The organism is Polaromonas sp. A23 (assembly GCF_002001015.1).
Classification (GTDB): Bacteria; Pseudomonadota; Gammaproteobacteria; order Burkholderiales; family Burkholderiaceae_C; genus Polaromonas.
In genome coordinates, this window is sequence record NZ_MUNO01000022.1 from 106713 (window position 1) to 133703 (window position 26991).

General features: G+C 61.5%; 22 protein-coding genes. 10 read left to right on the top strand and 12 right to left on the bottom strand.

Translation table 11 applies throughout. The features are described from left to right. Positions 1–155 precede the first annotated feature (155 nt). Positions 156–713 (bottom strand): HNH endonuclease, encoded by a 558-nt coding sequence (locus B0B52_RS11850; protein ID WP_077594086.1) that lies wholly within the window; start codon positions 711–713, stop codon positions 156–158. 175 nt (positions 714–888) lie between these two features. Between B0B52_RS11850 and B0B52_RS11855 the strand changes: the two genes are divergently transcribed. The 5 genes from B0B52_RS11855 to B0B52_RS11875 all read left to right on the top strand — a co-directional run bounded on the left by B0B52_RS11855 (position 889) and on the right by B0B52_RS11875 (position 8534). After that, entirely contained in the window at positions 889–1923 is a 1035-nt protein-coding gene (locus tag B0B52_RS11855) for a bifunctional riboflavin kinase/FAD synthetase (protein WP_077593850.1), read from the top strand. A gap of 113 nt (positions 1924–2036) precedes the next feature. Then, positions 2037–4937 carry an isoleucine--tRNA ligase gene (gene ileS, locus B0B52_RS11860; protein ID WP_077593851.1) on the top strand — a complete coding sequence of 967 codons (2901 nt, stop codon included), beginning with the start codon at positions 2037–2039 and terminating at the stop codon, positions 4935–4937. Then, positions 4937–5434, top strand: a complete 498-nt coding sequence (gene lspA, locus B0B52_RS11865; RefSeq protein WP_077593852.1) for a signal peptidase II — start codon at positions 4937–4939, stop codon at positions 5432–5434. Before ileS ends, lspA begins: the two co-directional genes overlap by 1 nt. A gap of 178 nt (positions 5435–5612) precedes the next feature. Continuing rightward, the gene (locus B0B52_RS11870; RefSeq protein WP_077593853.1) at positions 5613–7280 is read left to right on the top strand and encodes a Na/Pi cotransporter family protein; all 1668 of its coding nucleotides are present in this window, start codon (positions 5613–5615) and stop codon (positions 7278–7280) included. 18 nt (positions 7281–7298) lie between these two features. Further along, positions 7299–8534, top strand: coding sequence for a multidrug effflux MFS transporter (locus tag B0B52_RS11875; protein ID WP_077593854.1), 1236 nt, complete (start codon positions 7299–7301; stop codon positions 8532–8534). On the opposite strand, the gene B0B52_RS11880 is transcribed toward B0B52_RS11875, so the two are convergent. The 5 genes from B0B52_RS11880 to B0B52_RS11900 form a co-directional block, all read right to left on the bottom strand. Then, a complete protein-coding gene (locus tag B0B52_RS11880; protein WP_077593855.1) occupies positions 8531–9349 on the bottom strand; it encodes an NUDIX domain-containing protein in 819 nt (272 codons plus the stop codon). The two genes, B0B52_RS11875 and B0B52_RS11880, sit on opposite strands and share 4 nt — an antisense overlap. Before the next feature lie 101 nt (positions 9350–9450). After that, positions 9451–10806 (bottom strand): DUF1501 domain-containing protein, encoded by a 1356-nt coding sequence (locus B0B52_RS11885; protein WP_168173542.1) that lies wholly within the window; start codon positions 10804–10806, stop codon positions 9451–9453. 32 nt (positions 10807–10838) lie between these two features. Then, positions 10839–12269 carry a DUF1800 family protein gene (locus B0B52_RS11890; RefSeq protein WP_077593857.1) on the bottom strand — a complete coding sequence of 477 codons (1431 nt, stop codon included), beginning with the start codon at positions 12267–12269 and terminating at the stop codon, positions 10839–10841. 93 nt (positions 12270–12362) lie between these two features. Further along, positions 12363–13358 carry a quinone oxidoreductase gene (locus tag B0B52_RS11895; RefSeq protein ID WP_077593858.1) on the bottom strand — a complete coding sequence of 332 codons (996 nt, stop codon included), beginning with the start codon at positions 13356–13358 and terminating at the stop codon, positions 12363–12365. A gap of 178 nt (positions 13359–13536) precedes the next feature. After that, entirely contained in the window at positions 13537–14640 is a 1104-nt protein-coding gene (locus B0B52_RS11900) for an SMP-30/gluconolactonase/LRE family protein (protein ID WP_077593859.1), read from the bottom strand. A gap of 253 nt (positions 14641–14893) precedes the next feature. Between B0B52_RS11900 and B0B52_RS11905 the strand changes: the two genes are divergently transcribed. The 3 genes from B0B52_RS11905 to B0B52_RS11915 all read left to right on the top strand — a co-directional run bounded on the left by B0B52_RS11905 (position 14894) and on the right by B0B52_RS11915 (position 17481). Next, positions 14894–15262, top strand: a complete 369-nt coding sequence (locus B0B52_RS11905; protein WP_077594087.1) for a hypothetical protein — start codon at positions 14894–14896, stop codon at positions 15260–15262. Positions 15263–15493: 231 nt separating this feature from the next. Continuing rightward, on the top strand, positions 15494–16927 hold the full coding sequence (locus B0B52_RS11910; protein WP_077593860.1) for an ethylbenzene dehydrogenase-related protein: 1434 nt from the start codon (positions 15494–15496) through the stop codon (positions 16925–16927). 2 nt (positions 16928–16929) lie between these two features. Continuing rightward, a complete protein-coding gene (locus B0B52_RS11915; protein WP_077593861.1) occupies positions 16930–17481 on the top strand; it encodes a hypothetical protein in 552 nt (183 codons plus the stop codon). A gap of 117 nt (positions 17482–17598) precedes the next feature. Here the strand turns inward: B0B52_RS11915 and B0B52_RS11920 are convergent, their stop codons facing one another. Then, the gene (locus B0B52_RS11920; protein WP_077593862.1) at positions 17599–18393 is read right to left on the bottom strand and encodes an SDR family oxidoreductase; all 795 of its coding nucleotides are present in this window, start codon (positions 18391–18393) and stop codon (positions 17599–17601) included. A 36-nt stretch (positions 18394–18429) separates the two neighbouring features. On the opposite strand from B0B52_RS11920, the gene B0B52_RS11925 reads away from it, so the two are divergent. Next, entirely contained in the window at positions 18430–19020 is a 591-nt protein-coding gene (locus B0B52_RS11925; protein WP_077593863.1) for an SH3 domain-containing protein, read from the top strand. Positions 19021–19035: 15 nt separating this feature from the next. Continuing rightward, the gene (locus B0B52_RS11930) at positions 19036–20085 is read left to right on the top strand and encodes a M48 family metalloprotease (RefSeq protein WP_077593864.1); all 1050 of its coding nucleotides are present in this window, start codon (positions 19036–19038) and stop codon (positions 20083–20085) included. A gap of 198 nt (positions 20086–20283) precedes the next feature. Here the strand turns inward: B0B52_RS11930 and B0B52_RS11935 are convergent, their stop codons facing one another. The 5 genes from B0B52_RS11935 to B0B52_RS11955 form a co-directional block, all read right to left on the bottom strand. Further along, positions 20284–21153 carry a DMT family transporter gene (locus tag B0B52_RS11935; protein WP_254425702.1) on the bottom strand — a complete coding sequence of 290 codons (870 nt, stop codon included), beginning with the start codon at positions 21151–21153 and terminating at the stop codon, positions 20284–20286. Positions 21154–21231: 78 nt separating this feature from the next. Beyond that, entirely contained in the window at positions 21232–22857 is a 1626-nt protein-coding gene (locus B0B52_RS11940) for a gamma-glutamyltransferase family protein (protein ID WP_077593866.1), read from the bottom strand. A 155-nt stretch (positions 22858–23012) separates the two neighbouring features. Continuing rightward, a complete protein-coding gene (locus tag B0B52_RS11945) occupies positions 23013–24533 on the bottom strand; it encodes a tripartite tricarboxylate transporter permease (protein ID WP_077593867.1) in 1521 nt (506 codons plus the stop codon). Positions 24534–24542: 9 nt separating this feature from the next. After that, positions 24543–25031 carry a tripartite tricarboxylate transporter TctB family protein gene (locus B0B52_RS11950; protein WP_077593868.1) on the bottom strand — a complete coding sequence of 163 codons (489 nt, stop codon included), beginning with the start codon at positions 25029–25031 and terminating at the stop codon, positions 24543–24545. 112 nt (positions 25032–25143) lie between these two features. Continuing rightward, complete coding sequence (locus B0B52_RS11955) at positions 25144–26946, bottom strand: GspE/PulE family protein (protein ID WP_077593869.1); 1803 nt, start codon at positions 26944–26946, stop codon at positions 25144–25146. Between the last annotated feature and the right edge of the window lie 45 nt (positions 26947–26991).

Consider the following 26991-nt stretch of genomic DNA (forward strand, 5'->3'; position numbering starts at 1 on the left):
TGAATCTCGCGCAAGGACTTCTTCCTCCAGCCATACGGGGATGTTCCAGCGATTCACTTGGCACCTGCTTGGGTCATTCACATGACTGCAACTGATTTCTATTTTTTGCAGCGGTCAGACGTGCTGAAGGAGCTGGGAGGCCCGGACTGCCAAACTCAAACCAGCAGCCGCGAAGTCCTCGGCACGTGCGCCATCAGAAACTCCATCTGGTCCGCCAGGATGCGGCGGTTGCGCAGGATGAAGTCTTCCCAGAGGCTGGGAACATAGGGGGTGTAGAGAAGCGGCATCTGCGCCTGCTCAGGCGTGCGGCTGCTTTTGCGGTGGTTGCAGGCGCGGCAGGCGGTGACCACGTTCATCCAGGTATCAATGCCGTTTTGTGCAAACGGAATGATGTGTTCGCGGGTCAGGTCTTCTTCGTGAAAATGGTCGCCGCAGTAGGCGCAGACATTGCGGTCACGGGCAAACAGCTTGCCGTTGGTCAACCCCGGCTTGAGATTGAAGGGGTTGATGTTGGGCACGCCCTTGGTGCCGATGATGCTGTTGATGGTGATGATGGACTGGTTGCCGGTGATGGCGTTGTGCCCACCATGGAACACGGCCACCTGCGCACCCATCTCCCAGCGCACTTCGTCCGAGGCGTAGTGCAACACGGCTTGTTCGAGGCTGATCCACGATTGTGGCAACCCCTGGGCTGAGAGTTTCAAGACCTTCAAACGAACCTCCAACATTTAAAAAAACGCATGGAAACCGGACTCAAACTGCTTGAGCCCTCAATATACAGCGAATTCATGACAGGACGGCCTGTGCACGGCCATTTTCCCTTTTAGCCCGCATCCAGCCGACCCGAGGTGCTATTAAAACGATAATTGGCAGCATGAAGGTTTCGCAATGAAAGTTTTCCGCGGCTACAACCACCCCCAACTGGCGGCGCAGTGCGCGCTGACCATTGGCAACTTCGACGGCGTGCACCGCGGCCACCAGGCCATGCTGGCTCTGCTTAAAAATGAGGCACAGCACCGGGGCGTGCCCAGCTGCGTGATGAGTTTTGAGCCGCATCCGCGCGACTATTTCGCCGCCGTCGCGCGCAAGCCCGAGCTGGCGCCGGCGCGCATTGCCACCCTGCGCGACAAGCTGACCGAGCTGGCCAACTGCGGCATTGACCAATGCGTGGTGCTGCCCTTCAACGCCCGGCTGGCTTCCCAACCGGCTGAAGCCTTCATCGAAGACGTGCTGGTCAAAGGCCTGGGCGTGCGTTATGTGCTGGTGGGTGATGACTTCCGTTTCGGTGCCAAACGCGTCGGTGACTACGCCATGCTGGATGCCGCCGGGGAGCGCCTGGGCTTTGATGTGGCCCGCATGAACAGTTATGAAGTAAGCAACACACGGGTTTCAAGCTCCGCCGTGCGGGAAGCCCTGGGCCAGGGGCAGATGACTCGGGTGGCCAGCCTGCTGGGCCGGCCTTACAGCATCTCGGGCCACGTGGTGCATGGCCGTAAGCTGGGGCGCGACTTGGGTTTTCGCACCCTGAACCTGCGCTTTTCCCACTGGAAACCGGCGGCCAGCGGGATTTTTGCGGTGAAGGTGTTTGGTTTGTCCGACGAGCCGCTGCCCGGCGTGGCCAATCTGGGCATCCGCCCTTCGCTGGACCCGGCGGATGTCAACGGCGGGCGGGTGCTGCTGGAGACGCATTGCCTGGCCTGGCCAGACAGCCTGGGCCCCGAGGGGGCATACGGTAAAATCATCCGCGTGGAACTGCTACACAAACTGCACGACGAACTGAAGTACGACGGTCTGGACAGCCTCAAAGCGGGCATTGCCAGGGACTGCGACGATGCGCGGGCGTTTTTTGCCCAGGCTTCAAAGTCGTTTTCAGCCTCCATGCACACAGAAACCAGCCGCCAGACCACGCGCGACCGAATTTAGACGATCTCGTCGCCCCTGGCCTCTGCCCACCCTTCAGGGCAAACGGCTTTCTTCCCGAACCGCATTTCCGGCGGCCCTGTCTGATCAGCCAGCCGCCTCAACAAGAGCATCCCATGTCTGAAACCAAAACCGACTACCGCAGCACCCTGAACCTGCCCGACACGCCTTTCCCCATGCGCGGCGACCTGCCCAAGCGCGAAGCGGGCTGGGTCAAGGAATGGGACGACAAGGGCATTTATAAAAAGCTGCGCGATGTGCGCACCGGCAAACCGAAGTTTGTGCTGCACGACGGCCCGCCCTATGCCAATGGGCAGATCCACATCGGCCACGCCGCCAACAAGATCCTGAAGGACATGATCGTCAAGGCGCGCCAGCTCAAGGGGCTGGACGCCGTCTATGTGCCGGGCTGGGACTGCCACGGCCTGCCGATTGAAAACGCCATCGAAAAGCTGCATGGCCGCAACCTTTCAAGAGACGACGTGCAGGCCAAGAGCCGCGCTTTTGCCACCGAGCAGATCGCACAGCAAAAAGAAGACTTCAAGCGCCTGGGCGTGCTCGGTGAATGGGCCAACCCTTACCTGACCATGAACCCCGGCAACGAGGCCGACGAAATCCGCGCGCTCAAGCGCATCATGGAGCGCGGCTTTGTCTACCGCGGCCTGAAACCCGTGTACTGGTGTTTTGACTGCGGCTCCTCGCTGGCCGAGTTCGAGATCGAATACGCCGACAAGAAGTCGCAGACGCTGGACGTCGGCTTCAAGTGCGCCGAGCCGGAAAAACTGGCCGCAGCCTTTGGCCTCAAAAGCCTGGACAAAGACGCCTTCGCCGTGATCTGGACAACCACCGCCTGGACCATCCCGGCGAATCAGGCGCTGAACCTGAACCCCGAGCTTGAGTACGCGCTGGTGGACACCGAACGCGGCATCTTGTTGCTGGCCTCGGTGCTGGTGGACAAGTGCATGGAGCGTTACCAGCTCACCGGCAAGGTGCTGGCCACCACGGCGGGTAAAAACCTGGCGCTACTCAATTTCATGCACCCGCTGCACGATGTGGATGACGGCTACCGCCGCCTGAGCCCGGTGTTTCTGGCCGACTACGCCACCGCCGAAGACGGCACCGGTATCGTGCACTCCTCACCTGCCTATGGGGTGGAAGACTTTAACTCCTGCGTGGCCAACGGCATCGCCTATGACGACATCTTGAACCCGGTGCAGGGCAACGGTCGTTATGTCGATGAACTCCCGCTGTTTGGCGGGTTGAACATCTGGAAGGCCGCGCCGCTGGTGATTGACGCACTGCGCGACGCCGGCCGCCTGTTTGCCACCGAAACCATCACCCACAGCTACCCGCATTGCTGGCGTCACAAGACGCCGGTGATCTACCGCGCCGCGGCCCAGTGGTTTGTGCGCATGGACGAAGGCGAAGGCGTCTTCACCAAAGACAAGGCGCCGCAAACCCTGCGCAAGCTGGCGCTCAACGCCATCGAGGAGACCAGCTTCTACCCGGAAAACGGCAAAACCCGTTTACGCGACATGATCGCCGGCCGGCCGGACTGGTGCATAAGCCGCCAGCGCAATTGGGGCGTGCCCCTGCCGTTTTTCATCCACACCGCCACCGGCGAGCTGCACCCGCGCACCATGGAAATCATGGACCAGGCTGCCGCCATGGTGGAGGCTGGCGGCATCGAAGCCTGGAGCAAGGCGAGCGCTGAATCCATCATCGGCGCAGATGGCGAACATGGGGCTCCGAACTACATCAAGAGCACCGACATCCTCGATGTATGGTTTGACTCCGGCACCACGCACGACCACGTGCTGCGTCACAGCCACGCCGCGCAGTCCACCTGGCCGGCCGACCTGTACCTGGAGGGCCATGATCAGCACCGCGGCTGGTTCCACTCTTCACTGCTTACCTCGTGCGCGATGTATGACCACGCGCCCTACAAGGGCCTGCTGACGCACGGCTTCACGGTGGACGGCAAGGGCCGCAAGATGAGCAAGAGCGAAGGCAATGTGGTGGCGCCGCAAGAGGTCTCTAGCAAGCTGGGCGCGGAAATCATTCGCCTGTGGTGCGCCTCGACCGACTATTCGGGCGACCTGGCCATCGACGACAAAATCCTGGCGCGGGTGGTGGACGCCTATCGCCGCATCCGCAACACGCTGCGCTTCCTGCTGGCCAACGTCAGCGACTTTGACCCGGCCAAAGACGCCGTGCCGTTTGACCAGATGCTGGAGATCGACCGCTATGCGCTGAGCCGCGCGGCGCAGCTGCAGGCCGACATTCTGGCGCACTACGAGGTGTACGAGTTCCACCCGGTGGTCTCCAAACTGCAGATCTACTGCAGCGAAGACCTGGGTTCCTTCTACCTCGACATCCTGAAAGACCGGCTGTACACGACGGCTCCCAAGTCGTTGGCCCGGCGCAGCGCGCAGACGGCGCTGCACCAGATCACGCACGCCATGTTGCGCTGGATGGCGCCTTTCCTGAGCTTCACCGCCGAAGAGGCCTGGAAGGTATTCGGCAGCTCGGAGTCCATCTTCATGGAAACCTATGCGGACCTGACTGCGCCCGACAACAACCTTCTAACCAAATGGAGCATTCTTCGGAAAATCAGAGAAGCGCTTAATAAGGAAGTGGAAGTGTTGCGCACCGGTGGAAGCCTCGGATCCTCTCTACAAACGGAACTAGTTCTTTGGAGCGACGATTTCGCTATTCAGATGGAACTCAAGTCACTTGCAGACGATGCAAAGTTTGTTTTCATCGCCTCTGCTACCGCTGTCCGCGAACTTTCTAGCGAAGAAATGGGCAAAGCGAAAGTAGTTCAAATTTCAGGAGACCGATCGGGGGAAATCTGGGGAATGCTGCAGATTTTCGTTGCCGTATCCACCGCTCCCAAATGCGAGCGCTGCTGGCATTACCGCGGGGATGTCGGCCACAACCCGGAGCACCCCACGATTTGCGGCCGTTGCACCAGCAACCTGTTTGGCGCAGGCGAAGCAAGAAAGTACGCCTGATGAGCAAGACCACCTTCGGAACAACTTCTACAACCTTGTTGCCGTGGCTGGGCCTGGCGCTGATCCTGCTGATCGCCGACCAGTTCACCAAAGTGCTGATCCTGGGCTATTACCGCCTGGGGGACAGCACCTACGTGACCAGCTTTTTCAATGTGGTCCGGGCGCACAACACGGGCGCCGCGTTTTCTTTCCTGGCATCGGCCTCGGGCTGGCAGCGCTGGTTCTTCACCGGTATCGGCGTTGCCGCAACGCTGTTTATTCTGTGGATGCTCAAGTCGCACGCAGGCCAAAAACTGTTCTCGTTTGCGCTGGCCTGCATTCTGGGCGGCGCGTTGGGCAACGTGATTGATCGTCTGCTGCACGGCTATGTCGTGGATTTTCTGGATTTTCACTATGGCGGCTGGCATTTTCCAGCCTTCAATGTGGCAGACAGCGCGATCACGGTGGGCGCCGTCTGCCTGATCCTGGACGAGCTGCTGCGGGTAAAAAGAAGTTAGCCCCCACGCTTGTCGCTTCGCGTGCCTTCGGCGGTGCGCTGCCCCTTGCACGAAGAAGAGGGGCGCTGCGGCTGCGGCCCCGGCTTGCGGGGGATTACCATCGTTGTCGCTCGAATCACCCGGCGTTTCGAAGAATGCCCCTCAGGCCGCGCGCGGGCGTTATAGTGATTCCTAGTTTATGAAGCATTTGTTGAATTTATTGGCAGCCATTGCGCTGTTGGTGTGGGGAACCCACCTTGTCCGGACTGGCATCCTGCGTGTGTTCGGGGCCAATTTGCGCCAGGTGTTGTCGCGCAGCATCAGCAACCGCTTCGCCGCCGCCCTGTCGGGCCTCGGCGTGACCGCGCTGGTGCAGTCCAGCACCGCCACTTCCCTGATTGTTTCTTCCTTTGTCGGCCAGGGGCTGATCACGCTGCCGCTGGCGCTGGCGGTCATGCTGGGCGCAGACATCGGAACCAGCCTGATGGCCGTGTTGTTCTCGTTTGACCTGTCCTGGCTCTCTCCGCTGTTTATCTTTACCGGCGTCGTGCTGTTCATCTCGCGCCAGTCCACCAACGTGGGGCGCTTCGGCCGCGTGCTGATCGGCCTGGGGCTGATGCTGCTGGCCTTGCGCCTGGTCACCGATTCAACTGCGGTGTTGACCGCCAACGTCGCTGTCAAGGCCCTGCTGGGCACGCTCGCCAGCGATCTGCTCCTGGAGATCACCGTTGGCGCGCTGCTGTCCGTGGTGTCTTATTCCAGCCTGGCCATTGTTCTGCTGACAGCCACACTCGCAGCTTCCAGCGTGATTCCCCCGGACGTGGCTTTGGGCTTGGTGCTGGGTGCCAACCTGGGCAGCGGGCTGCTGGCTGTGCTGACCACCGCGCGCTCGGCCATTGAGGTGCGACAGGTCCCGCTGGGCAACCTGATCTTCAAGCTGCTGGGTGTCGCCATTGCCGCGCCCTTCGTCGGCTTCTGGCTTCGCCATGTGCCCTCTTACCTCTCAGAGGCGGCCACCATGGTGGTGCTGTTTCATTTGCTGTTCAATCTGGCGGTGGGCGTTGCGTTTATCGGCTGGACCCAGGTGGTGGCCCGCTGGGTGGAAAAATTCCTGCCGCGCCCGGTCAAGGGTGCCGCTGCAGGCGGCCGGCCGCACCATCTGGATCCAACGGCGCTGGCCACCCCGTCGCTGGCCATTTCCTGCGCGGCCCGCGAAGCCCTGCATCAGGCCGATGTGGTCGAGAGCATGCTGATCGGTGTGCTTGGCGTCATTCGCCGCAACGACTTGAAGCTGGCCGAAGACCTGCGCAAGATGGACGATACCGTGGACGAGCTGTACTCGGCCATCAAGTACTACCTGACCAAGATCTCGCGCGAAGCACTAGGCGAAGAAGAAAGCCGGCGCTGGACCGACATCATCAGCTTCACCATCAACATGGAGCAGATCGGCGACATCATCGAACGCGTGCTGATCGACATCGAAGACAAGAAAATCAAGCCCGGCCGCAACTTCTCGGAAGCCGGCATGGCCGAAATCTGCGAGCTGCACCAGCGCCTGCTCGACAACCTTCGTCTGGGCATGAGCGTTTTTCTCAACGGCAATGTGCGCGACGCGAAAAAGCTGCTGGAAGAAAAGGCACGTTTTCGCGACCTCGAGCGCGCCTACGCCAACACCCACCTGGGCCGGCTGTCTGACAACACCATGCAGAGCATTGAAACCAGCTCGCTGCACATCGACCTGATCAGCGACCTCAAACGCATCAACTCGCACATCTGCTCCATCGCCTACCCGATTCTCGACTCCGCGGGCGCCCTGGTGCCGAACCGCCTGCGTCAGAGCGCCTTCAGTGATTCAGTGTCACGCTGATCCGCAAGGAAGGCCGGGATGAACCCCGACGCCGGCCAGCTGTGGCGCGCACCGCGCTGGGCTCTGGCTGTGCTGCTTGCCTTGCTGGGCATGCTCGGTCCCTTTTCGATCGACACCTACATCCCCGCTTTCTCAGGCATCGCCCGCTCGCTGGGCGCTACACCGGTCGAGATGCAGCAGACGCTGTCGGCCTACCTGTTTGGCTTCGCCTTCATGAACCTGTTTCACGGCGCCCTGGCCGACAGCTTCGGCCGCCGTCCGGTGGTGTTGTGGGGCATCGCCATGTTCACCGTGGCTTCGGCCGGCTGCGCACTGTCGCAAAGCATTGGACAGCTGGTGTTGTTCCGGGCATTGCAGGGCTTGTCGACCGGCGCCGGTATTGTGGTCTCGCGTGCCGTGATCCGCGACATGTTCCCGCCGGCGCAGGCGCAAAAGGTGATGAGCCAGGTGACGATTTATTTCGGTGTGGCGCCAGCCATCGCGCCCATCATCGGCGGCTGGCTGTTTGTGCACCTGAACTGGCACGCCATTTTCTGGTTTCTCACCGGTATCGGCGTGCTGCTGTGGACAGCCAACTACAAGCTGCTGCCTGAGACGCTGCATGTCACGCAGCGCCAGCCTTTCAATGTGAAACACCTGATGCGCGGCTACTGGCAACTCGGCTCCAGTGCGCGCTTCTTCTTGCTGGCGCTGGCCAGCGGCGTGCCCTTCAACGGCATGTTTTTGTACGTGCTCTCGGCGCCTGAATTTCTGGGCTCGCACCTGGGCCTGGCACCGACCGAATTTTTCTGGTTTTTTGTGCTGACCATCTCCGGCATCATGGCCGGCGCCTGGCTCAGCGGCCGCTTGGCGGGCAAGATTGCACCCAAGCAGCAAATCCGCCACGGCTTTGTGATCATGCTGGTGATTGCCGTGCTCAACCTCGCGGCCAATCTGCTGTTCAAGGCGCACGCCTCTTGGGCCTTGTTTCCGATTGCCGTGTTTGCCTTCGGCTGGGCCCTCATGGTTCCTGTGGTGACGCTGCTGGTGCTGGACCTGTACCCCGAACGGCGCGGCATGGCTTCATCACTGCAGGCTTTCATCGGCTCGACAGCCAACGGCATCGTGGCCGGTGTGATCGCCCCGCTCATCATGCATTCCACTGTGGCGCTTGCTGCGACATCGTTGCTGATGATGGGCATAGGCCTCATAGCATGGTTGTACCTGCACCACCGCTGGCCGGAGATCGGAAAGGCAGTCTCCTCTCCGGACTAGTTGCCGGCAAGCAAAGCTGCCTGGATCAGCGCTGCTTCCAGCGTGAACTGACCCTGCTGCATCTGACGCAGCAACTCATACCCGTCCATCAGCACAAAACACTCAACCTCGCCGTCCTGGTTCACCGGCGCCATGCCTTCGGGCACCGTGCAGTGGTACCAGTCGATGTGCTCGCTGACGTAGCCTGCACCGTTCCCATCCCTCGCAGGCCGGCAGGTGTGCAGGCGCCCGCCGTAGTGCAAGTCGGCCAGGTCGGCCAGGTGAAGGCCGGCCTCTTCCCAGGTTTCACGTTGCAATGCAAGGTCCAGCGTGTCGGCGGCCGACACCATGCCGCCCATCAGTGTGTCCCACAGGCCCGGGTCGTTGGGTTTGTCAAAAGCGCGTTGCTGCACCCAGAACCGGCCGTCGGGCGCCTGCCCCACAAGGTGCACAGCCTGCGTGGCAATGCCCAGCGGGCGAACAGCGGCACGTTCCACCGTGCCCAGCCGCCGGCCCTGCGGGTCGCACACTGCAAGCTGCTCGTCGCGCCAGGCGCCTGCGAGCCCCGCCGCGTGCAGGGCCGTTGCGACGCGGTTCAAACCTTGCGTGAGTTCCCCCTGCAAGTGCCAGCCTGCCTGCCCGTTACGCTCTTCTTTTAATAGCTGTTCACGCCCGTCGAATAAGGGTTCAAGTGCGATTTGATGCAAAAAATCGGGCTCTACCGAGCCAATGACCGATTCGCCAGCCCACAAGGGCAGGCGCGGCCGCAGCGGTGCCTGCGTGGCTGCAGCGCGGAGTGCGCGAAGGTGGACGGGGTCAAAAACGGGTGGGCTCATGAAGCGTATTAAGCCACGCCTGTTTTTTTTGCGCCGAACGCTTGCTATGTATTTAATAGCTGCTCGCGCCCGTATCGCAAGGGCCAGGGCCCGAAATCGTCTTACGTTTTGACCAAAAGCCCATCCAGACGCCTGTCCCAGTTGACACCAGGCAGCGCAGCAGACAGTTGCGCATCACTGAGCGCAAACGTGCTGCGCAGCACCTGGGCCAGCACGGCGCGGTAGTCGTGGTGCGCGGGCAGGTCGCGGCCTTCGTTGAGGTTGCCGCTCGCCAGGCCGGTCCACTGGCCGTGCCAGCGCCCGCCGTTCACCCGACTGCCAACCAGCCACATCGCGTTGCCAAAGCCGTGGTCGGTGCCGCGCGTGCCGTTCTCCGCGCTGGTCCGGCCGAACTCGCTCATGACCACAATCACGTCGCCCGCCTCGGAAAAATCCTGCCGAAGCTGGGCAATGCCGCGCGCCAGGTTACCCAGATTGTTGGCCAGCTGGCCGGTCACGGCCCCCTGATTGGCATGGGTGTCCCAACCGCCGGCAGATAAAAACCCAAGGCGCAGGCCGCGGTCGTTGCGCATCAAGATACCGAGATGTTGTGCATCAAGCTGCGAGCCCACCGGGTCCGGTGCACCGTTGCTGGCCGCCAGCATTTGTGCCGACTGGGCTTGCGCGCTGGCAGGCGTGCCGTCGCGGTCCAGCTTGCGATCGGTCATCGGCATGGCGGCGGCCATCGTATTGCGGCGCGCGTCGGCCGCGGTTTTTTCGGTACTGAGCTCCTGGGCGCTTTGCATGCGGCTACCGGCGCCCTGGCGAAAGGCTTCGCTGATCTTGTCGTTGCCGGCGTAAAGATCCATCAGCGCCTGCCGTGTTTTCTCATTGGCCAGCACACCGGTTCTTTCGGCTGCCTGCCCGCGCGGTATCAGTTTGACGGAAGCCGGTCCGCCCAGAATGGCCGGATTGGCTTCGCCCACACCCAGTGCAGCCGCAGGCCCGGTGCGCAAGCCGGCCACCTTGTTGAGCCAGCCTGGCGCACCGCTGCTCTTGCCGGGCTGCGCTATTTCCATCTGGTACTGCGCATCAAAGTGCGAACGGTTCGGCGCCGGCAAACCTGCCGCCGGCACAAAGCTGAGCACGCCCTGCTGCCACAGCGGCAGCAAGGGGCTCAGCGCCGGATGCAGGGCAAAGGTGTTGTCCAGCCGCAGTGCGGTCTGCGCGCTGCCATCTGGCGCGGCAATGGCTATGTTGGGCCGCAGGGCGTAATAGTCGCGGTCGGCGTAGGGCACCAGGGCCGAGAGGCCGTCATAGGCGCCGCGCAGGAAAACAACCACCATGCGGCCGCCTGCAAGCGCAGTATTGCCCGGCGCCAGGGCCTGCGCCCAGGCGCCGGCTCCCAGGGGAAACGCAGACAGCGCACCCAGGCGCAACAACTCGCGACGACGCGAGAAAAACAAATCTGGATTCATGGGAACTCCTCGGCTCAGGTTCAATTTTTGGCTCATTTGCGCATGAAGTCAGGGCTGGCCAGCATGAGGCCGGTGCGTAGCGGCGCAGCCTCGCGCGAGACGCGTTCACGCGTGGCGCTGCTCAAAAAAACATTCAGGTACGCAGGCTCCGGGATGCGCTGCGCCACGCCCATGGCGTAGTCGGCACGCCGCGTCAACGCTTCAGGCGCGAGCCAGGTGGCGGCATCGGTCTTGTAGCCGTCGGGTGTTTGCCAGCCATGCATGGGCTGCCCTGCTTGCGCGAGGAAACCCAGCGTCTGCACGATGTCACGGCGCTCCCGGACGCCGCCGCCAGCGGTCAGCGCAGAACACGCAAAGTCCAGCGGCGTCTTGAAGAGTTCGTTGTTCGCAGCCCAGAACTCCGGCGCAGCCACCAGCGTGCGCATGACGGCCCGGGTATCGCCCCGGGTGCCCAGAAAAGTCTTGCTCAGCCGGTCCACCAGCGCCGGGGGCGGCTTGTCTGTCACAAAAAAAGTTGCCAGCCGCGTGGCTATTCTTCGCGCCGTGGCCGGATGGCGCGCAAGAAAGCGAATGGCTTCTTCGCCTTCAGCCATGCCCTGGGGCGAATAGGTGCGGCCGAGAAGGGTTTTGCTGCCGCCGTCATGCAGGCGTTCGGCAAAACGGAAGCCCTCACCACCACGCAGATTCACCGTCCAGCCGGTCAGAATGCGGGCCAGTTCGCGCACATCGTTTTGCGTATAGCCGCCGCTGACACCCAGCGTGTGCAGCTCCATCAGTTCCCTGGCGTAGTTTTCGTTCAGCCCCTTGTTGTTGCTCTGTGCCTGGTCCAGGTAAAGCAGCATGGCCGGATGGCGGGCGCTGGCCAACAGCAAGTCTTCAAAGCGTCCGAGAGCGTTGGGCCGGATCACGTTGACCACGTAATGGCCAACGAACGGGCGCACCGGCCCTTTGCCGACAAACACATTGAGGTGGTTGAACCAGAACTCGGTCATGCGGGCAAGCAAAGGGTTTTCAACGACGGGGTCGCTGCAGGCCATCAGCCGCCAGGCTGCGGCGCTTTGGGCCATCTCGCGGCTGAACTTTTCTCCTACCTCGGCGGCAGGCGTCGCGGCTTGCTCCCGCATGGTTTTGCGCGCTTCGCGTTCGGCATGGAAGTCGCGCGCAATGTCGTTGAGCGGTGCGTTGATGCCCGCCAGTTCAGCGGGAATGTTGGGCGGGCGCCGGCTGGCAGCGAAAGCTTCGTCGATCTGTTGCAGAGCCCAAGTACGCGGGGCCACTTCGGCAGCCTGCGCGGACGCGGGCGTGGGTGCGTAGCCGAGGCGTGAAGTGGCTCGCCAGGCGGCTGCCGTGTTGGGGCCGGGTTGGCCACCATCGGTCTGGGCATGCAGCGCGGGAACGCCCAACAAGGCGAGGCCGGTACATGCCAGCGCGAACCCGCGCACCCACTTGATTTTCTGGGACATGGATCACTCCTGAGAGGCTCCATTTAACGCCCGCTCGGCGCTGCGCGTTGAATACTGCGCGCAGCTTTACACAGTTTTTACCAAGCTCGCGGCTTACAGCGTCAGGATGGTGCAGCCGGTGGTCTTGCGGGCTTCCAGGGAAATGTGCGCGTCCTTTACCTGCGCCAACGGGAAGCGCTGATCGATGCGGATCTTGACCTTGCCGCTGCCGACCATGGCAAACAGCTCATCGGCCATGGCCTGCGTGCTCTCGCGCGTGGCGATATGCGTAAACAGCGTGGGTCGGGAGACGTACAGCGAACCCTTGGCGGCCAGCAGGCCGATATCCAGCGGCTCGACCTTGCCGGAAGCATTGCCAAAATTGGCGAGCAGGCCGAAAGGACGAAGACAGTCGAGCGACTTGAGGAAAGTGTCCTTGCCGACCGAGTCGTAAACCACCTTCACACCCTGGCCGCCGGTGATCTCCTTGACACGCGCAACAAAATCTTCCTTCGCATAGTTGATGGCGAAGGCCGCACCCTGTGCCTTGGCAAGTGCGCACTTTTCGTCGGAGCCTGCCGTGCCTATGAGTTGCAGCCCCATGGCCTTGGCCCACTGGCAAGCGATCAGGCCCACACCACCGGCGGCGGCATGGAAAAGCACAAAGTCGCCGGACTTCAGCCCGCCCTGCGGCTGGGTGCGGCTGAGCAGGTACTGCACTGTCAGGCCCTTGAGCATCATGGCGGCACCCGTCTCGAACGAAATGTCGTCAGGCAGCTTGCACACACACTTGGCCGGCATCACCCGAACTTCACAGTAGCTGCCCGGGGGCTGGCTTGCATAGGCCGCGCGATCACCCGCCTTCAGGTGCGTCACCCCTTCGCCAACCGCCTCCACCACGCCCGAAGCTTCCATGCCCAGCTGCAGCGGCATGGGCAGCTTGTACAAACCGTCGCGCTGGTACACATCGATGTAGTTCAGGCCCACGGCTTTGTGGCGGATACGAATCTCGCCCGGCCCCGGATCACCGACGCTCACCTCCACGAGTTTGAGTTCTTCCGGTCCGCCGTTCTGGTCAATGCGGACGGCTAGTGAAGTGGTCTGGGCCATGGTGGTTTTCCTTGAATGCGATGGAAGGGATGCAAAAAGAAGATGCATCCTGCCACGAATCAACAGTGCCTGCCCGACCAAGAAAAGGGTCGCCCGGCCCGGCACCGGGGTTTGACATTGCTTCGTGAACCGGCCTCGCAGGTCGTGCTTGATTTCCTGCGCTGCCGGTCACATCGGATTACTTCGCCCGCCAGCCCAGACCTTTGGCATGCAGACTCTGCACATAGAGCTTGTCGGCGGTTTCCGTGACTGCCGTGGTTTCCGGATAGGCCCCGGCCGGGTCCTGCAGGTCGGCGACGATTTTTCCGTCTTCTGTGAAGGCCATGACATGCCCATACGATTTGGGAATGGGCCACATGGTGCGCGGAAGTCTCAGCGTGAGCTTGCGCAGGAATGGCTTGCCCGCCATGTTGTCAATCGCAGGGTTTCTGGGTTTGGCCAACCCGAGCCATATCTTGCCGTCCAGGCCGCGCATGAGGTTGTCTGGATACCCAGGCAGATTGTCCAGCAGCACACTGGCTTGCGGATTTGCTTGCGCCACGTCCAGGTTGCTGGCATCCGCCGCAATTTTCCACACCCTGTACTTGCCGGTTTCGGCAACGAACAAGGCTTTGCCGTCCTGGCTCAAGGCAACGCCATTGGCAAAGCTCAGGCCTTTGGCAACAACACGTGTACCGCGGGTGGCGGGGTCATATTCCAGAATGCGTCCGGTGGAAGACTGCTCCAGGATGTCCAGCACACTGGCTTCGAAGGTGCCGCCCCAGAGAGCCGGCGCAAACCGCGTGGACGCATCACTCAGGTAGATTTTTCCGTTGCCCGCCACCACAACAGCATCGGCATACCGAATCGGATCGTCGCCGACCTTGTCAGCCAGCACGGTAATTTTTTTGTCCGGGCTGATGGACAGCAAGCCTTTCACCGCATCGGCTGCAATCAGGTTGCCTGCAACATCAAAGTCAAATCCGAGCACCCTGCCGCCGGTGTTGGCAAATACTTCCTGTGCGCCGCCATCCGGATTCATACGCAGGATGTTGCCGCTGACAACGGTCGCGTACAGCTTGCCGTCTTTGGCCACAACAATATGCTCGGGTCCTTCCTCCGAGCCCAGGGAAATCATTTGCAAACCAGCCAGCCTGTTGTTCACCGCGTGCGGCCCGGCGTAGCCCGGTGCGGGAGGCGCCGCCCAGCTGACAGGCTCGACAGGCACCGGCCAGAAACTGAGGTAAGCAGCCAGCATTGCAAGAATGATGACCAGGGTGAAGGCGGCTTTTTTGATGGGCATGCCGCACTATAACTTTGGGAGGCCGCAAACGGAGTGAAGTGCCACTCTCGAAAACCCGGCACTATGCCCCAGGTTCACCCCCTGCCCTTCAACTCCGTTGCACGGGTCAGGGTTAGAGATATTTAGCCGACAGGCAAAAATATTTTCGGCACCTTGCGTCCAAATATTCCCCTCCGGCGTAAGTATGGGCAGAACGCAATATCGCGTTCCGCTGGTTCACCTGTTGGTGACAATTCACAAGGAACACCTGATCATGAAAAAGCAAACACTTCTGGCGGCAACATTATTGGCACTTCTGCACTTTGGCGTGCAGGCACAGCCCGTTGTGAAGGACGGCGCATTGGCCGATGCAGCCGGGCGCACCGTGTACACCTTTGACAAGGACGCACCCAACAAGAGTAACTGCGCTGGTGGCTGCCTGGCAGCATGGCCGGCATTTGTGGCCAAGCCTGGTGCCGCGGCGGCCGGTAACTTTGGCTTGATCGACGCTGGGGGCGGCAAGCAGTGGACGGTGAATGGAAAACCGCTGTACTTCTTCGCCGGGGATGCCAAGCCAGGAGATCGCAATGGCGACGGCAACGGCGGCGTCTGGCACATCGTTTCACCCACTGCAGCGAAGTAACACTTGCTCAACCAACCGGGCAACAACGCCCGGTTGCGGCGTGCAGCCTGCCCGGCATGTCGACCCGGGTACCCCCGGGCTCGAGGCCACGCGGAGTTTGATGTCGCGCTCCCTGAAAATCGGCTTGCCCTCAAGCATGCAAGACCATTTGAACAACGTTGACTTAAATCAACGAACGCATCCTGTGCCGGGCCTAGCATGAGTTGAAGTTTCACAATGCGGAGACATCAAATGGATGACCGTTTACGGTTCAAAGGGCTGGTTGCGGCCCTGGCTTTGTTTGGCGGGGGCTTGCTGCTGTCATGGCTCACCCACGGCACCGGGGTGGTTCACAACGATCCCAAACGCAGTATCAGCATCCCCAGGCAACTGACTGTGCCACTGCAGGTGCAAGCCGCTTACAACGGCTCGCATATGTTCTTTCGGTACCGCTGGCCGGCCGAAAAACCCGGAATCTTTCATGATGTTGTGAAGTTCGAAGACGGCAAATGGGTTCGCAAGGGTGCGGGTAATCCCGGCCCGGAGAAAGACGGAATCCATGAAGACCGGGTGGCGATGATGCTGGACGATGGCAGCGTGCCTGAGTTCGCCCGTTACGGCGGCTACATGGTGATCGGCTCCGGCATCGACACTTTCACCAGGCATGCAAGCAAGGAAGAGGTTGAAGCGCACCCCCATCTGGGCAAGAAACTCAAAGGGGATGTGGTCACCAAGTCTTTGCCCGGAACCCGCACGGACATCCATGACTGGTCCAGCGTGCAGCCCGAAGCGACACTCAAGGCGCAACGCGAAGCCGGCTATTTCCTCGACCTGTGGCACTGGCGCGGCCACCGCTCGAACCCGATCAACATGTCGGACGACCAGTTGATTGCAGAAGCACGTTTGGGCGACGCTGGCAAAAGTTCAGCCGGCAGCAACTGGGATGGCGAGAAAAAACAACCCAGGCTGATGTTCAACGCGGCCACTACCGGCTACAAGGCCCTGAAATGGGATGACGTGAAGCAAGGCAAGATTGCCCAGGATTCCACTTATTTCCTGCGTGAAGGCGAAGCGGTGCCTTTTGATCCGGCTGCTGGCTGGGTCAACGGCGACACCTTGCCACGACGCACTTTGCGCACACCCGAAGGCTCCATGGCCGACATCGCGGTGCAGGGCAAGGGCCGCTGGGCCGATGGCTATTGGGATGTCACGCTCACGCGCAAACTCGACACCGGCAATCCGCTGGACGACAAAACTCTCAAGGATCAGGGCGCTTACGCGGTTGCCTTCGCCATCCACCGCGATGCCACCGGCGGTCGCTGGCACTACGTTTCCTTGCCTGCTTCACTCGGCCTGGGACGTGCCGGAGACATCGTGGCAACGCGCTTTGCAGGTGATGCGCCGCAATGGGGCACCCAATGGGCCAACGTCGAGCTGTTCTACCCCGGGCAGGTCAGCTGGCCGCACCTCAACAGCACAAAGCATGCGGGTGCTGAGTTCATCCGAAAGGGTCAGCCTGTGACAACACACCATAGCGTCGAACAACTCAAACATTACGGCATTGAAGCCGAATTTGCCGACGTCATTTATCGCCAGTGGCTGTGGACTCTGCTTGCCGGTGTTGCCCTGATCGCCGCTTTCGGCATCGCCCTCAACCAGCTGCTCAAACGCAACCCAGGAGTTTGACCATGGCCCCGTATCACGTTTTGATGGTTCACTTTCCCATCGCCTTGTGGATGACCGCCACACTGGTCATCCTGTTTCGCGCCTTTTCCGATGGACCGCTAGCCAAGTCGGTGGACCATGCGCTCGTCCCCCTGCTCAGCATCAGCCTGATCTTCGGCGTGATCGCCTTCTCGATTGGCCTCATGGTCTGGCCCTGGGAAACCATTTCCGCTTCGGCAGTCGGGCGCAACCATGTGCTGACGGCGAGCTGGACGGTGGCGTACTGGGCCCTTGTCCTGTTTGTGCGCTGGCGCCGTGGTGAAGGCGTGTGGGATGGCATGACGCGATGGATCATGGCCGGTCTGGCACTGCTGGGAAGCGCGCTGCTGGGCATCACCGGCACGCTCGGCGGTCATCTGGTGGGCATCTATACCGAGGTGTCGGCCGGACTGCGCCTGCTGGGCTGGGAGGTCTACACCACCTACTATGTGCCCGACATGGCCCTGGCAGGCATCGGCATCATTGCCGTCATGCTGTTGGTCCTGGGATGGTGGAGTCGCAGCAGGATCCGGTAAGCGCCATCGTCCAGCTTCATCTGGAGCGCCTCGGCAGTTCATCGGCCACTGCGAAAGTATGGCTACACCTTTCCTGCAGCCCTGACGGGGGGCGTTGCCCTGTTGCGAAGGTCACGATCAGAAGCTGCCTGGATAGGCTCCGCCGTCGGCCAGCACGTTCTGGCCGGTCATGTAGCCGGCATGCACGCTGCACAAAAAGGCGCAAATCGCACCAAATTCTTCAGGCGAGCCAAAACGCTGCGCGGGAATGGTCTTGCGGCGCGCTTCCATCAGAACTTCCATCGGCTGGCCGGTTTTTTCCGCCGCGCCTTTCATGGTTCCCTTGAGCCGGTCGGTGTCAAAAGCACCGGGCAACAGGTTATTGATGGTGACGCCCTGGCTTGCAAGCTTGCTGCGCGCGATGCCGGCGACAAAACCGGTCAGGCCGCTACGCGCACCGTTGGACAAGCCAAGAATGTCGATCGGCGCCTTCACCGCGCTGGAAGTGATGTTCACGATGCGGCCAAAACCGCGTGCGGCCATGCCGTCGACAGTGGCCTTGATCAGCTCGATGGGGGTCAGCATATTGGCATCCACGGCCTTGATCCATGCGTCACGGTCCCAGTCACGAAAATCGCCGGGCGCTGGACCGCCGGCATTGGTGACCACGATGTCGAAGTCTTTGCGCACCGCAAAAACAGCGGCCCGGCCTTCTACCGTCGTGATGTCTGCAGCAACAAACTGAACGCTGGCGCCTGCAGGCCGACCGCCGTCAGCTATCAACATGGAAGCCGCGGCTTCAAGAACCTGCGCGCCACGGGCCACTATCAGCACGTTCACGCCCTCGCGCACCAGCGCCTGGGCACAACCCAGGCCCAGGCCCTTGCTTGCACCGCATACCAGTGCCCATTTGCCTGCAATACCTAAATCCATAATAATTTCCACTTAATCGTTGGGAGGTGATGAGCCATGATACTGAGTAAATTCAACCGTTTTAGCCGTCTGGGCACTGGCCTCCTGTTGCTGGGCAGCGCGCTGGCCTATGCGCAAAGCGAATCCGTGCTCATCAAGCGGGCGGCAGAACTGCGCGAAGCGCCGGGCGAAAATTCACGTAGCCTGGCCGCTCTGGCCGTGCGCACCCCGGTCACCCGTTCAGGCGCACGCCAGGGAGCGTGGATCCAGGTGCGCACCGCCGAGGGCGCCAGCGGCTGGGTTCACATGTTTGATGTGGCTTCCACCACCGGCACTGTGTCCAGCGCCGGTACGGGTGCACTGCGCGGGCTGACCAGCTTTTTCAACAAGGGCAGCGCCCAGGGCGGAACCACCACGGCGACATCTACCGTCGGTATTCGCGGGCTGGGCGCTGAAGACCTGGCCCGCGCGCAGCCGGACATGGCTGCCGTGGCGCAGGCCGATGGCTTGCGGCAGGACGCCGACCAGGCACGCCAGTTCGCCGCCGGCGCCGCGCTGTCCAGCCGTACGGTGGAGGCCCTGCCGACACCGGCACCCGTGCAAGCCCCAGCGCAAAGTACCAATCCTGGCAGCGGCAACTTCAATTAACAAGCAGGAGCCACCATGAACCCGCAATATCTTCTGACCCGCGCGGCCTGCCTGCCGTTTGCCCTTGCTGTTGCACTGGCCTGCGCTCCGGCGCAGGCCCAGGATGTCGGCAAGACCCTGAATATCCTGGGCTCTATTTTTCGCCAGGCTGCGCCCGCCGAAGCGCCGGCGCAGCAACCCGCCTCACCAGCGGGAATGCTCGGCAACTTGATGGGTGCCAACCTGGCACCGGGGGGCGGCAATGCTGCACGTGCTGGTGACTTGATCGGCCTGCTGTCGCAGTCGCTGGAGCAGATCGACGAACCGAAAGAAATCGAGATCGGCCGACAGCTTGCGGCCGTGTTGCTGGGCAGCAAACCGCTGCACCCGGACATGGCCCTGCAGCGCTATGTCAACCAGTTGGGACGCTGGATCAGCCTGCAGTCCACCCGTCCCCATTTGCCCTGGACCTTTGCCGTGCTGGACGATCCTGGCTTCAACGCGTTTGCGGCACCGGGCGGTTACATCTTCGTGACCAAGGGTCTGGTGGACGGCGTGGCTGACGAAGCCGAGCTGGCTGGCATCCTGGCGCACGAGATCACCCATGTCACGGCAAAACACCATCTGCAGGCCATCGCCAAAACCGCACGCGCCGGGCTGCTCACGCAGGTCATCGGCTCGCAGGTCAAGGGCCAGCTTGCCGGAGCGGTATCAGCCCAGTTTCTGAGCTTGGGGCGTGACCTGTATTCCCGCGGCCTGGACCAGGGCGACGAGTTCGATGCCGACCGCAGCGGCGTGGCGCTGGCTGCGCGTGCCGGCTTTGACCCTTACGGCCTGGTCGCCGTGCTGCAACAGCTGCGCACGGCCACGCCTGACAACCCTCTGTTTGCACTGTCACTGAGCACCCACCCGCCGGCCCAGCAACGCCTGGACTTGCTGGAGCAAGCCATGGGCAACCGGCTGGACAGCTTTGCGGGTCAGTCACCCATCACGGTCACGCAGCGCATGGAAAGCCTGTCGGCCAACCGCAGCGCCAGTGCAGTGCCAGCAGCCCCCGCACCCAAGCGCGCACCGGTAAAAAAATAAGTCAGCAAGCCCACTCCCCCACCAGCAGGGGCCGCGGATCTGGCACCGCCAGTCCGCAGGCGCAGCGGCCCCCAAGGGGCTGGAGCCTGCGGCTCCAAAGCTGCTTGAGCAGCTTTGGACAGGCGACAGAGGCGAAGCTTCTAGCGAGCCGCGGCCTGCAAGGCCTCGGGAGTTACACGCAGTGAGCAACCGTGGGGGCTATTTCCCTCGGGTGAAGACGAAAATCCCGGCGATCACCAGCACTGTGCCTGCCGCCACCCAGCCGGTGAAAGGCTCACCGAGGATGAGCACGCCCATGAGAATGGTGGACATGGGGCCGACCATGCCGGCCTGTGCTGCAAGACCGGCCCCGACGCGTTCGATGGCCATCATCACCATCAGCACAGGAACCGCCGTGCACAAGGTGGCATTGACGACCGACAGCCAGATCACCTCAGGCGCAACGGCAGCGGCACCCATGGGCCGCAACACCAGGAACTGCACGATGCAGCAAATACATGCCACGGTGGTAGCCAGGCCCACCAGCCTCAGGGCGCCCAGGCGCCGCACCATTTCACCGCTGTAGACAAGATAAATGGCGTAACTGACAGCACTCAGGAAAACCAGCAAGGCACCCCAGGCAGCTTCCCGGCCCAGCAGGTTGATTTCATGGCCAAACACGAGCACCACACCGCCATAACTGACCGCCATGCCGATGACCTGCGTCAAGGTGATGCGCCGCCCATACAGCACAAGCCCCAGCAGCAGGACCAACGTGGGATTGAGATACAGAATCAGCCGCTCAAACGACGCGCTGATGTAAGCCAGGCCTGCAAAGTCGAGAAAACTTGCGAGGTAATAGCCGGTAAACCCGAGCCACGCCACACCCAGCCAGTCTTTACGCGTGAGGGCCGCCTTGCCGCGGCTGGCCCACCAGGCCATGGCGGCAAAAATCGGCAATGCAAACAACATGCGGTACATGATCAGCGTAACGGCATCGACACCGTAACGGTAGGCGAGCTTGACGATGATCGCCTTGCCGCTGAAGGCGATGGCGCCCAGCGTCGCCAGCAGTAAGCCACCCGCTATGCTTTTAGGAGCTGCTTGTGCCCGTAAACCTTGGGCTGGGAGCGGTTTTTCTTCGTTCTTTTGAGTCAAGACACGCTTCTAGAAGCCAACCGCCTGGCCATCACGCCTGCCATCACTGGCAACGACATACCCTTCGACCTTCGGGTCGCCGGCACGCCAGATGAATTGACCCGCGCCGAAATCCTGGTAGGAGTCATTGATGACTTCCGTGCGGTGGCCGCGGTCGGCCAGGCCCTGTACCGTCTGCGCGTTCATGGCCGCTTCGACATTGATTTCGAGCCCCGCGTTGTAGCGCCAGCGTGGCGCATCGCAGGCGGCCTGCGGGTTCTGCTTGTAATCCAGCATGCGCACCAGGGTCTGCATATGGCCCTGCGGCTGCATGTTGGCGCCCATCACGCCATAAGACATGATCGGTTGTCCATTCTTGGTCAGGAAAGCCGGAATGATGGTGTGGAAAGGCCGCTTGCCCGGCGCCACCTGGTTGGCGCCCGCCTCCAGACTGAAGGCATGGCCGCGGTTTTGCAGGCTGATACCGAACTCGGGCTCGACACAGCCTGAGCCAAAACCCATGTAGTTGCTCTGGATGAAACTGACCATCATGCCGTCTTCGTCGGCTGCGGTGAGGTAGATGGTGCCGCCCTTGACCGGATTGCCGGCGCCGAAGTCCTGCGCTTTTTTCATGTCGATGAGTTTGGCACGAGCAGCGAGATAGTCGTCATCGAGCATTTGCTCGACGCTCACCTCCATCGACGATGGCTCGGCCACGTATTTGTAGACGTCGGCAAAGGCCAGTTTCATCGCCTCAATCTGCAGGTGCTGTGAGTCCACACCGTCCACGGCCAGGCTGGCGAGATCAAACTTGTCGAGGATACCCAGGGCAATCAGCGCGGCAATGCCCTGGCCATTCGGCGGTATTTCATGCAGGGTGTAGCCGCGGTAGTCCTTACCGATAGGCGTGACCCATTCCGGCTTGTAGGACTCGAAATCTTTGGCCGTGATGCTGCCGCCGTTTTGCGTAGAGAACTTCTCGATGGCCTGCGCGATTTCACCGCCGTAATAGGCCGTTCCCTTGCTCTGCGCGATGGCACGCAGCGCCCTGCCCGCAGCCTTGAACTGAAACAACTCGCCAACGTTCGGTGCCCGGCCCCAAGGCAAAAAGGACTGCGCAAAACCGGGCAGGGATTTCAATTCATCCGTCGCAGCCGCCCACTTCTGTTGCACCACCGGCGGGACCAGGTAACCGCGCTCGGCGGCCTCAATCGCCGGCTCCATCAGATCAGCGAAAGGCAGTTTGCCGAAACGCTCGCTCATCGCCACCCAACTGGCCACCGCGCCGGGCACAGTCGCCGAGTCAAACCCGCGCTTGGGAGGCGTGGTGGCGCCTGCGCGGTGTTTGCGCTTGAAGTAATCGGGCGTCCACGCCTGCGGCGCGCGTCCTGAAGCGTTCAGACCATGCAGCGCCTTGCCATCCCAGATCAGGGCAAATGCGTCACTGCCCAGGCCATTGCTGACGGGCTCGACAATCGTCATGGTGGCCACGGCGGCAATGGCGGCGTCTACCGCATTGCCGCCCTTGAGCAGCATGCGCAGGCCGGCCTGCGCGCCCAGCGGGTGCGAGGTGGAAACCACATTGCGCGCAAACAGCGGAATGCGGGTGGAGGTGTAGGGGTTGCTGTAGTCGAAGAAAGTAGATGGGGATGGCATTAGGGAATTGTCAATGATTTCCCCGGAAACCGCCCAGCCCTTGCACAACCTCCAGGAGCCTGTCGGATCCGGGAATCGACGCCCCAGTCCGCCAGGCTCCTGGCGTCCAATAAAAAACGGCGCCCGAAGGCGCCGTTGGCATGCGGGAGCACTCCTTATACCGGCTCTTCTTCGTGGAAGGCTTCCTCGCGTTTGTTCTTCACCGCGGGCAGCAAAACGATGATCAGCAGCAACACACCAGCCGTCAGCAACCCGGCAGACAAGGGACGCGTCACAAACACGCTCCAGTCGCCACGTGAAAGCAGCAGGGCGCGGCGCAGATTTTCTTCCATCATGGGGCCCAGAATAAAGCCCAGCAGCAGCGGCGCCGGCTCGGCGCCCAGCTTGATGAACGAATAACCGATCACGCCAAAAATCGCCACCATCCAGATGTCCCAGGTGTTGTTGTTGGTCGAGTAAACACCAATGGCACAGAACAACACAATCGCGGGGAACAGCAGGCGATAGGGAATGGTCAGCAGCTTGATCCAGATACCGATCAGCGGCAGGTTCAGAATAACCAACATCGCGTTACCGATCCACATCGAGGCAATCAGGCCCCAGAATAGCTCCGGGTTGCTGGTCATCACCTGCGGACCGGGCTGAATGTTGTGGATCGTCATGGCGCCCACCATCAGGGCCATCACAGCGTTGGGCGGAATGCCCAGTGTCAGCAACGGAATAAAAGAGGTTTGCGAGCCGGCGTTGTTGGCCGATTCAGGCGCGGCCACACCGCGAATATTGCCCTGGCCGAAAGGCACTTCGCCCGGCTTCATCTTGACTTTCTTCTCCAGCGCATACGCCGCAAACGCCGCCAGCAGGGCGCCACCACCGGGCAAAATACCCAGCGCCGAACCGAGGGCTGTACCGCGCAGCACGGCAGGCGCCATGTTCTTGAAATCTTCCTTGGTCGGGAAGAGCCCGGTCACCTTGGCAGTGAAAACTTCGCGCTCATGCTCGGGTTGCGCCAGGTTGCTGATGATCTCACCGTAGCCGAACACACCCATGGCGATCACGACGAAGCCGATACCGTCGGTCAACTCGGGCACATCGAAGCTGAAACGCGCCACGCCGGAATTCACGTCGGTACCCACAAGGCCCATCAGCAAACCCAACACAATCATGCCGACGGCTTTGAGCAGTGAACCGGAGGCCAGCACGACCGCACCAATCAGGCCCAGAACCATCAAGGCAAAGTATTCTGCAGGGCCGAACTTGAAGGCCAGCTCGGTCAGAGGGGGAGCAAAGGCCGCCAGAATCAGCGTACCCACACAGCCCGCAAAAAAGGACCCCAGCCCGGCAGCGGCCAACGCTGGGCCCGCCCGCCCCTTTCTCGCCATCTGGTACCCGTCAATACAGGTCACGACAGAAGAAGACTCGCCAGGCAGATTCACCAGAACTGCGGTGGTGGAACCGCCGTACTGCGCGCCGTAATAAATACCGGCCAGCATGATCAGCGCCGACACCGGTGGCAACGCGTAGGTTGCGGGCAACAGCATGGCGATGGTGGCCACAGGGCCGATGCCGGGCAATACGCCGATCAGGGTACCGAGCACGCAGCCGACAAAGGCATACAGCAGATTGATGGGCGTGAAGGCAACGCTAAAGCCCAGGGACAAATTTGAGATCAGATCCATTTTTTATCCTTAGCCGGTGATGAATGCAGGCCAGACCGGGAACTGCAGTTTCAGCGCCACGATGAATGCCAGATAGCTGCCAATGGCCAATACGGTGGCGAGAATGAAAGTGGTTTTGACCTTCCAGCCGGCTTCAGCCATGCTGGCGATGAAAACCAGGGCATAGATGGCCACAATCAGGCCGAAAGCGGGAAGCCCGATGCTGGGCAGACCGGCCAGCAAAACGCCAAACACCACGTTTGCCAGAATAATGAAAATCAGCGGCTTCCAGGCCCACTTGCCAATCTTGTCGCCACCCTGGGTCTCCACAACCAGCGCCGTGAATGTGATCACTGCACCGATAAAGGCAAGGAGCACGCCCAACATCAGCGGAAAGTAGCCCGGGCCCATGCGCGCGCCCGTGCCGACGTTGTAGGTGCTTGCGCCCCATGCAAACGCAACACCCACGGCCATGAACATCAGGCCGCAAAAAAAGTCTTTCTGACTCTTGATATTCACGGTTTGTCTCCTGTAGATAAAGAATGAATCGGTGGATTGTGCATGCAATTGCCCATGACGAGCATGTGGCTTTCACTTAGTCATGGTCGGATTGTAAGAACTGGATAAGCAATCAGGACATCGGCGGTGTGGTCGAAAGGATTTCCTCAACAGTGGTCAAGCCCTCAGCCACCTTGAGGGCACCCGCGAGCCTGAGCGGCCGCATGCCGTCTGCCACCGCCTGGCGCCGCAATGCATCGATACTGGGCTCCTTGGTGACCTTGTCCTTGAAAGCTTCGGTGACTGTCAGGAGTTCATACAGCCCCATGCGGCCCAGAAAGCCGGTCATCCGGCAATCAACGCATCCCGCGGGCTTGTAGGGCTGGTAGCCCCCGTTGATCTGCCAGGGCTTGACGATCTCGGTCAGCGTCTCGCGCGAGCTGCCTTCGTCTTTTTCACGGCACTGCTTGCACAGCGTGCGCACCAGCCGCTGCGCCAGAACACCCAACAGCGTGGCATTGATCAGGTAGGAGGGAATCCCCAGCTCCATCAGCCGGGACACGGCAGAAGGCGCGTCATTGGTGTGCAGCGTACTGAACACCAGATGCCCGGTCAGCGCGGCCTGCACGGCCATCTCCGCGGTCTGGAGGTCGCGTATCTCGCCAACCATGATGATGTCGGGATCCTGCCGCATCAAGGCACGCAGGCCCTCGGGGAAATCAAAGTCCAGATGCGCCTGCACCTGCGTCTGGTTGAAAGCCGGCTCGATCATCTCGATCGGGTCTTCGATGGTGCTGACGTTGACTTCTTCGGTCGCGATTCGCTTCAGGGTGGAATACAGCGTAGTGGTCTTGCCCGAACCCGTGGGGCCGGTGACCAGCACAATGCCATAGGGCCGCTTGACCAACTGTTCCCATCGCGCCGCGTCATGCTGGGAAAAACCCAGCGCGTCGAGGTCTTTGACGGTGGTGTCCGGGTCAAAAATCCGCATCACCATCTTTTCGCCGAACGCTGTGGGCAAGGTGGAAAGGCGCATTTCGATTTCATCGCCGCGCGGATTACGCGTCTTGATGCGGCCATCCTGCGGCCGGCGTTTTTCGACCACATCCATGCGCCCGAGCAGCTTGATGCGCGCCGTCATCGCGTTGTGAACGCCCATGGGCAACTGATATACCGGGTGCAGAACGCCGTCAATGCGAAAGCGGATCACGCCCTGGTCCCGCCGCGGCTCCAGGTGAATGTCGCTGGCGCGCTGGTCGAACGCGTATTGCCAGAGCCAGTCCACCACCTGCACCACGCCCTGGTCATTGGCATCAAGTTGCTTGTTGGTTTTTCCCAGCTCGACCAACTGCTCGAAGCTGGCAGCGCCGCTGTTGCCGCCGGCCTTCATGGCGGCTTTCACTGACTTGGCCAGCGCAAAAAACTCGGCCGTATAACGCGCAATCTCCAGTGGGTTGGCGATCACCAGGCGAACGCTGCGTTTGGCCTGACGCTCGACCTCGGACACCCAGTCGGTGATGAAAGGCTCGGCAGTAGCCACCACCACTTCGGAGGGACTCACCTGTACCGGCAACACCTTGTGGCGTTCGGCATACACGGCCGACATGGTATCGGCCACTTTGCCCACATCAACCTTCAGCGGGTCAATGCGCAGGTAATCGAGCCCGGCCCGGCCCGCCAGCCACTGGGCAATGGTTTCTATGTCCAGCGGCTTGCCGTCGGAAACGCGTGTCATGCTGACGCTGGCCAGACGGATCAGCGGATGCTGGGCACTCTGCACCTGCGAACAACGCGCAATGGTGCGCTGGGCCTCGGCGGTCGAGATCACGCCGTCTTCACTGAGCCACTCGACAAGCCGCCGCCAGTCCAGCGGGCCAGCCACAGACTGTTTGGCACTCGGTTCAGGACGGGACTTGGAGGGCATGGCGGGGCGCATGGTGGCACTTTAACTGATGCGACCAGGCCTCCCCCGTCGCCGACA

Excerpts from the sequence above, each read along its gene's own strand:
- B0B52_RS11855 (WP_077593850.1), top strand. The coding sequence starts at position 889 with ATGAAAGTTTTCCGCGGCTACAACCACCCCCAACTGGCGGCGCAGTGC.
- ileS (WP_077593851.1), top strand. The coding sequence starts at position 2,037 with ATGTCTGAAACCAAAACCGACTACCGCAGCACCCTGAACCTGCCCGAC.
- lspA (WP_077593852.1), top strand. The coding sequence starts at position 4,937 with ATGAGCAAGACCACCTTCGGAACAACTTCTACAACCTTGTTGCCGTGG.
- B0B52_RS11870 (WP_077593853.1), top strand. The coding sequence starts at position 5,613 with ATGAAGCATTTGTTGAATTTATTGGCAGCCATTGCGCTGTTGGTGTGG.
- B0B52_RS11875 (WP_077593854.1), top strand. The coding sequence starts at position 7,299 with ATGAACCCCGACGCCGGCCAGCTGTGGCGCGCACCGCGCTGGGCTCTG.
- B0B52_RS11880 (WP_077593855.1), bottom strand. The coding sequence starts at position 9,349 with ATGAGCCCACCCGTTTTTGACCCCGTCCACCTTCGCGCACTCCGCGCT.
- B0B52_RS11885 (WP_168173542.1), bottom strand. The coding sequence starts at position 10,806 with ATGAATCCAGATTTGTTTTTCTCGCGTCGTCGCGAGTTGTTGCGCCTG.
- B0B52_RS11890 (WP_077593857.1), bottom strand. The coding sequence starts at position 12,269 with ATGTCCCAGAAAATCAAGTGGGTGCGCGGGTTCGCGCTGGCATGTACC.
- B0B52_RS11895 (WP_077593858.1), bottom strand. The coding sequence starts at position 13,358 with ATGGCCCAGACCACTTCACTAGCCGTCCGCATTGACCAGAACGGCGGA.
- B0B52_RS11900 (WP_077593859.1), bottom strand. The coding sequence starts at position 14,640 with ATGCCCATCAAAAAAGCCGCCTTCACCCTGGTCATCATTCTTGCAATG.
- B0B52_RS11905 (WP_077594087.1), top strand. The coding sequence starts at position 14,894 with ATGAAAAAGCAAACACTTCTGGCGGCAACATTATTGGCACTTCTGCAC.
- B0B52_RS11910 (WP_077593860.1), top strand. The coding sequence starts at position 15,494 with ATGGATGACCGTTTACGGTTCAAAGGGCTGGTTGCGGCCCTGGCTTTG.
- B0B52_RS11915 (WP_077593861.1), top strand. The coding sequence starts at position 16,930 with ATGGCCCCGTATCACGTTTTGATGGTTCACTTTCCCATCGCCTTGTGG.
- B0B52_RS11920 (WP_077593862.1), bottom strand. The coding sequence starts at position 18,393 with ATGGATTTAGGTATTGCAGGCAAATGGGCACTGGTATGCGGTGCAAGC.
- B0B52_RS11925 (WP_077593863.1), top strand. The coding sequence starts at position 18,430 with ATGATACTGAGTAAATTCAACCGTTTTAGCCGTCTGGGCACTGGCCTC.
- B0B52_RS11930 (WP_077593864.1), top strand. The coding sequence starts at position 19,036 with ATGAACCCGCAATATCTTCTGACCCGCGCGGCCTGCCTGCCGTTTGCC.
- B0B52_RS11940 (WP_077593866.1), bottom strand. The coding sequence starts at position 22,857 with ATGCCATCCCCATCTACTTTCTTCGACTACAGCAACCCCTACACCTCC.
- B0B52_RS11945 (WP_077593867.1), bottom strand. The coding sequence starts at position 24,533 with ATGGATCTGATCTCAAATTTGTCCCTGGGCTTTAGCGTTGCCTTCACG.
- B0B52_RS11955 (WP_077593869.1), bottom strand. The coding sequence starts at position 26,946 with ATGCGCCCCGCCATGCCCTCCAAGTCCCGTCCTGAACCGAGTGCCAAA.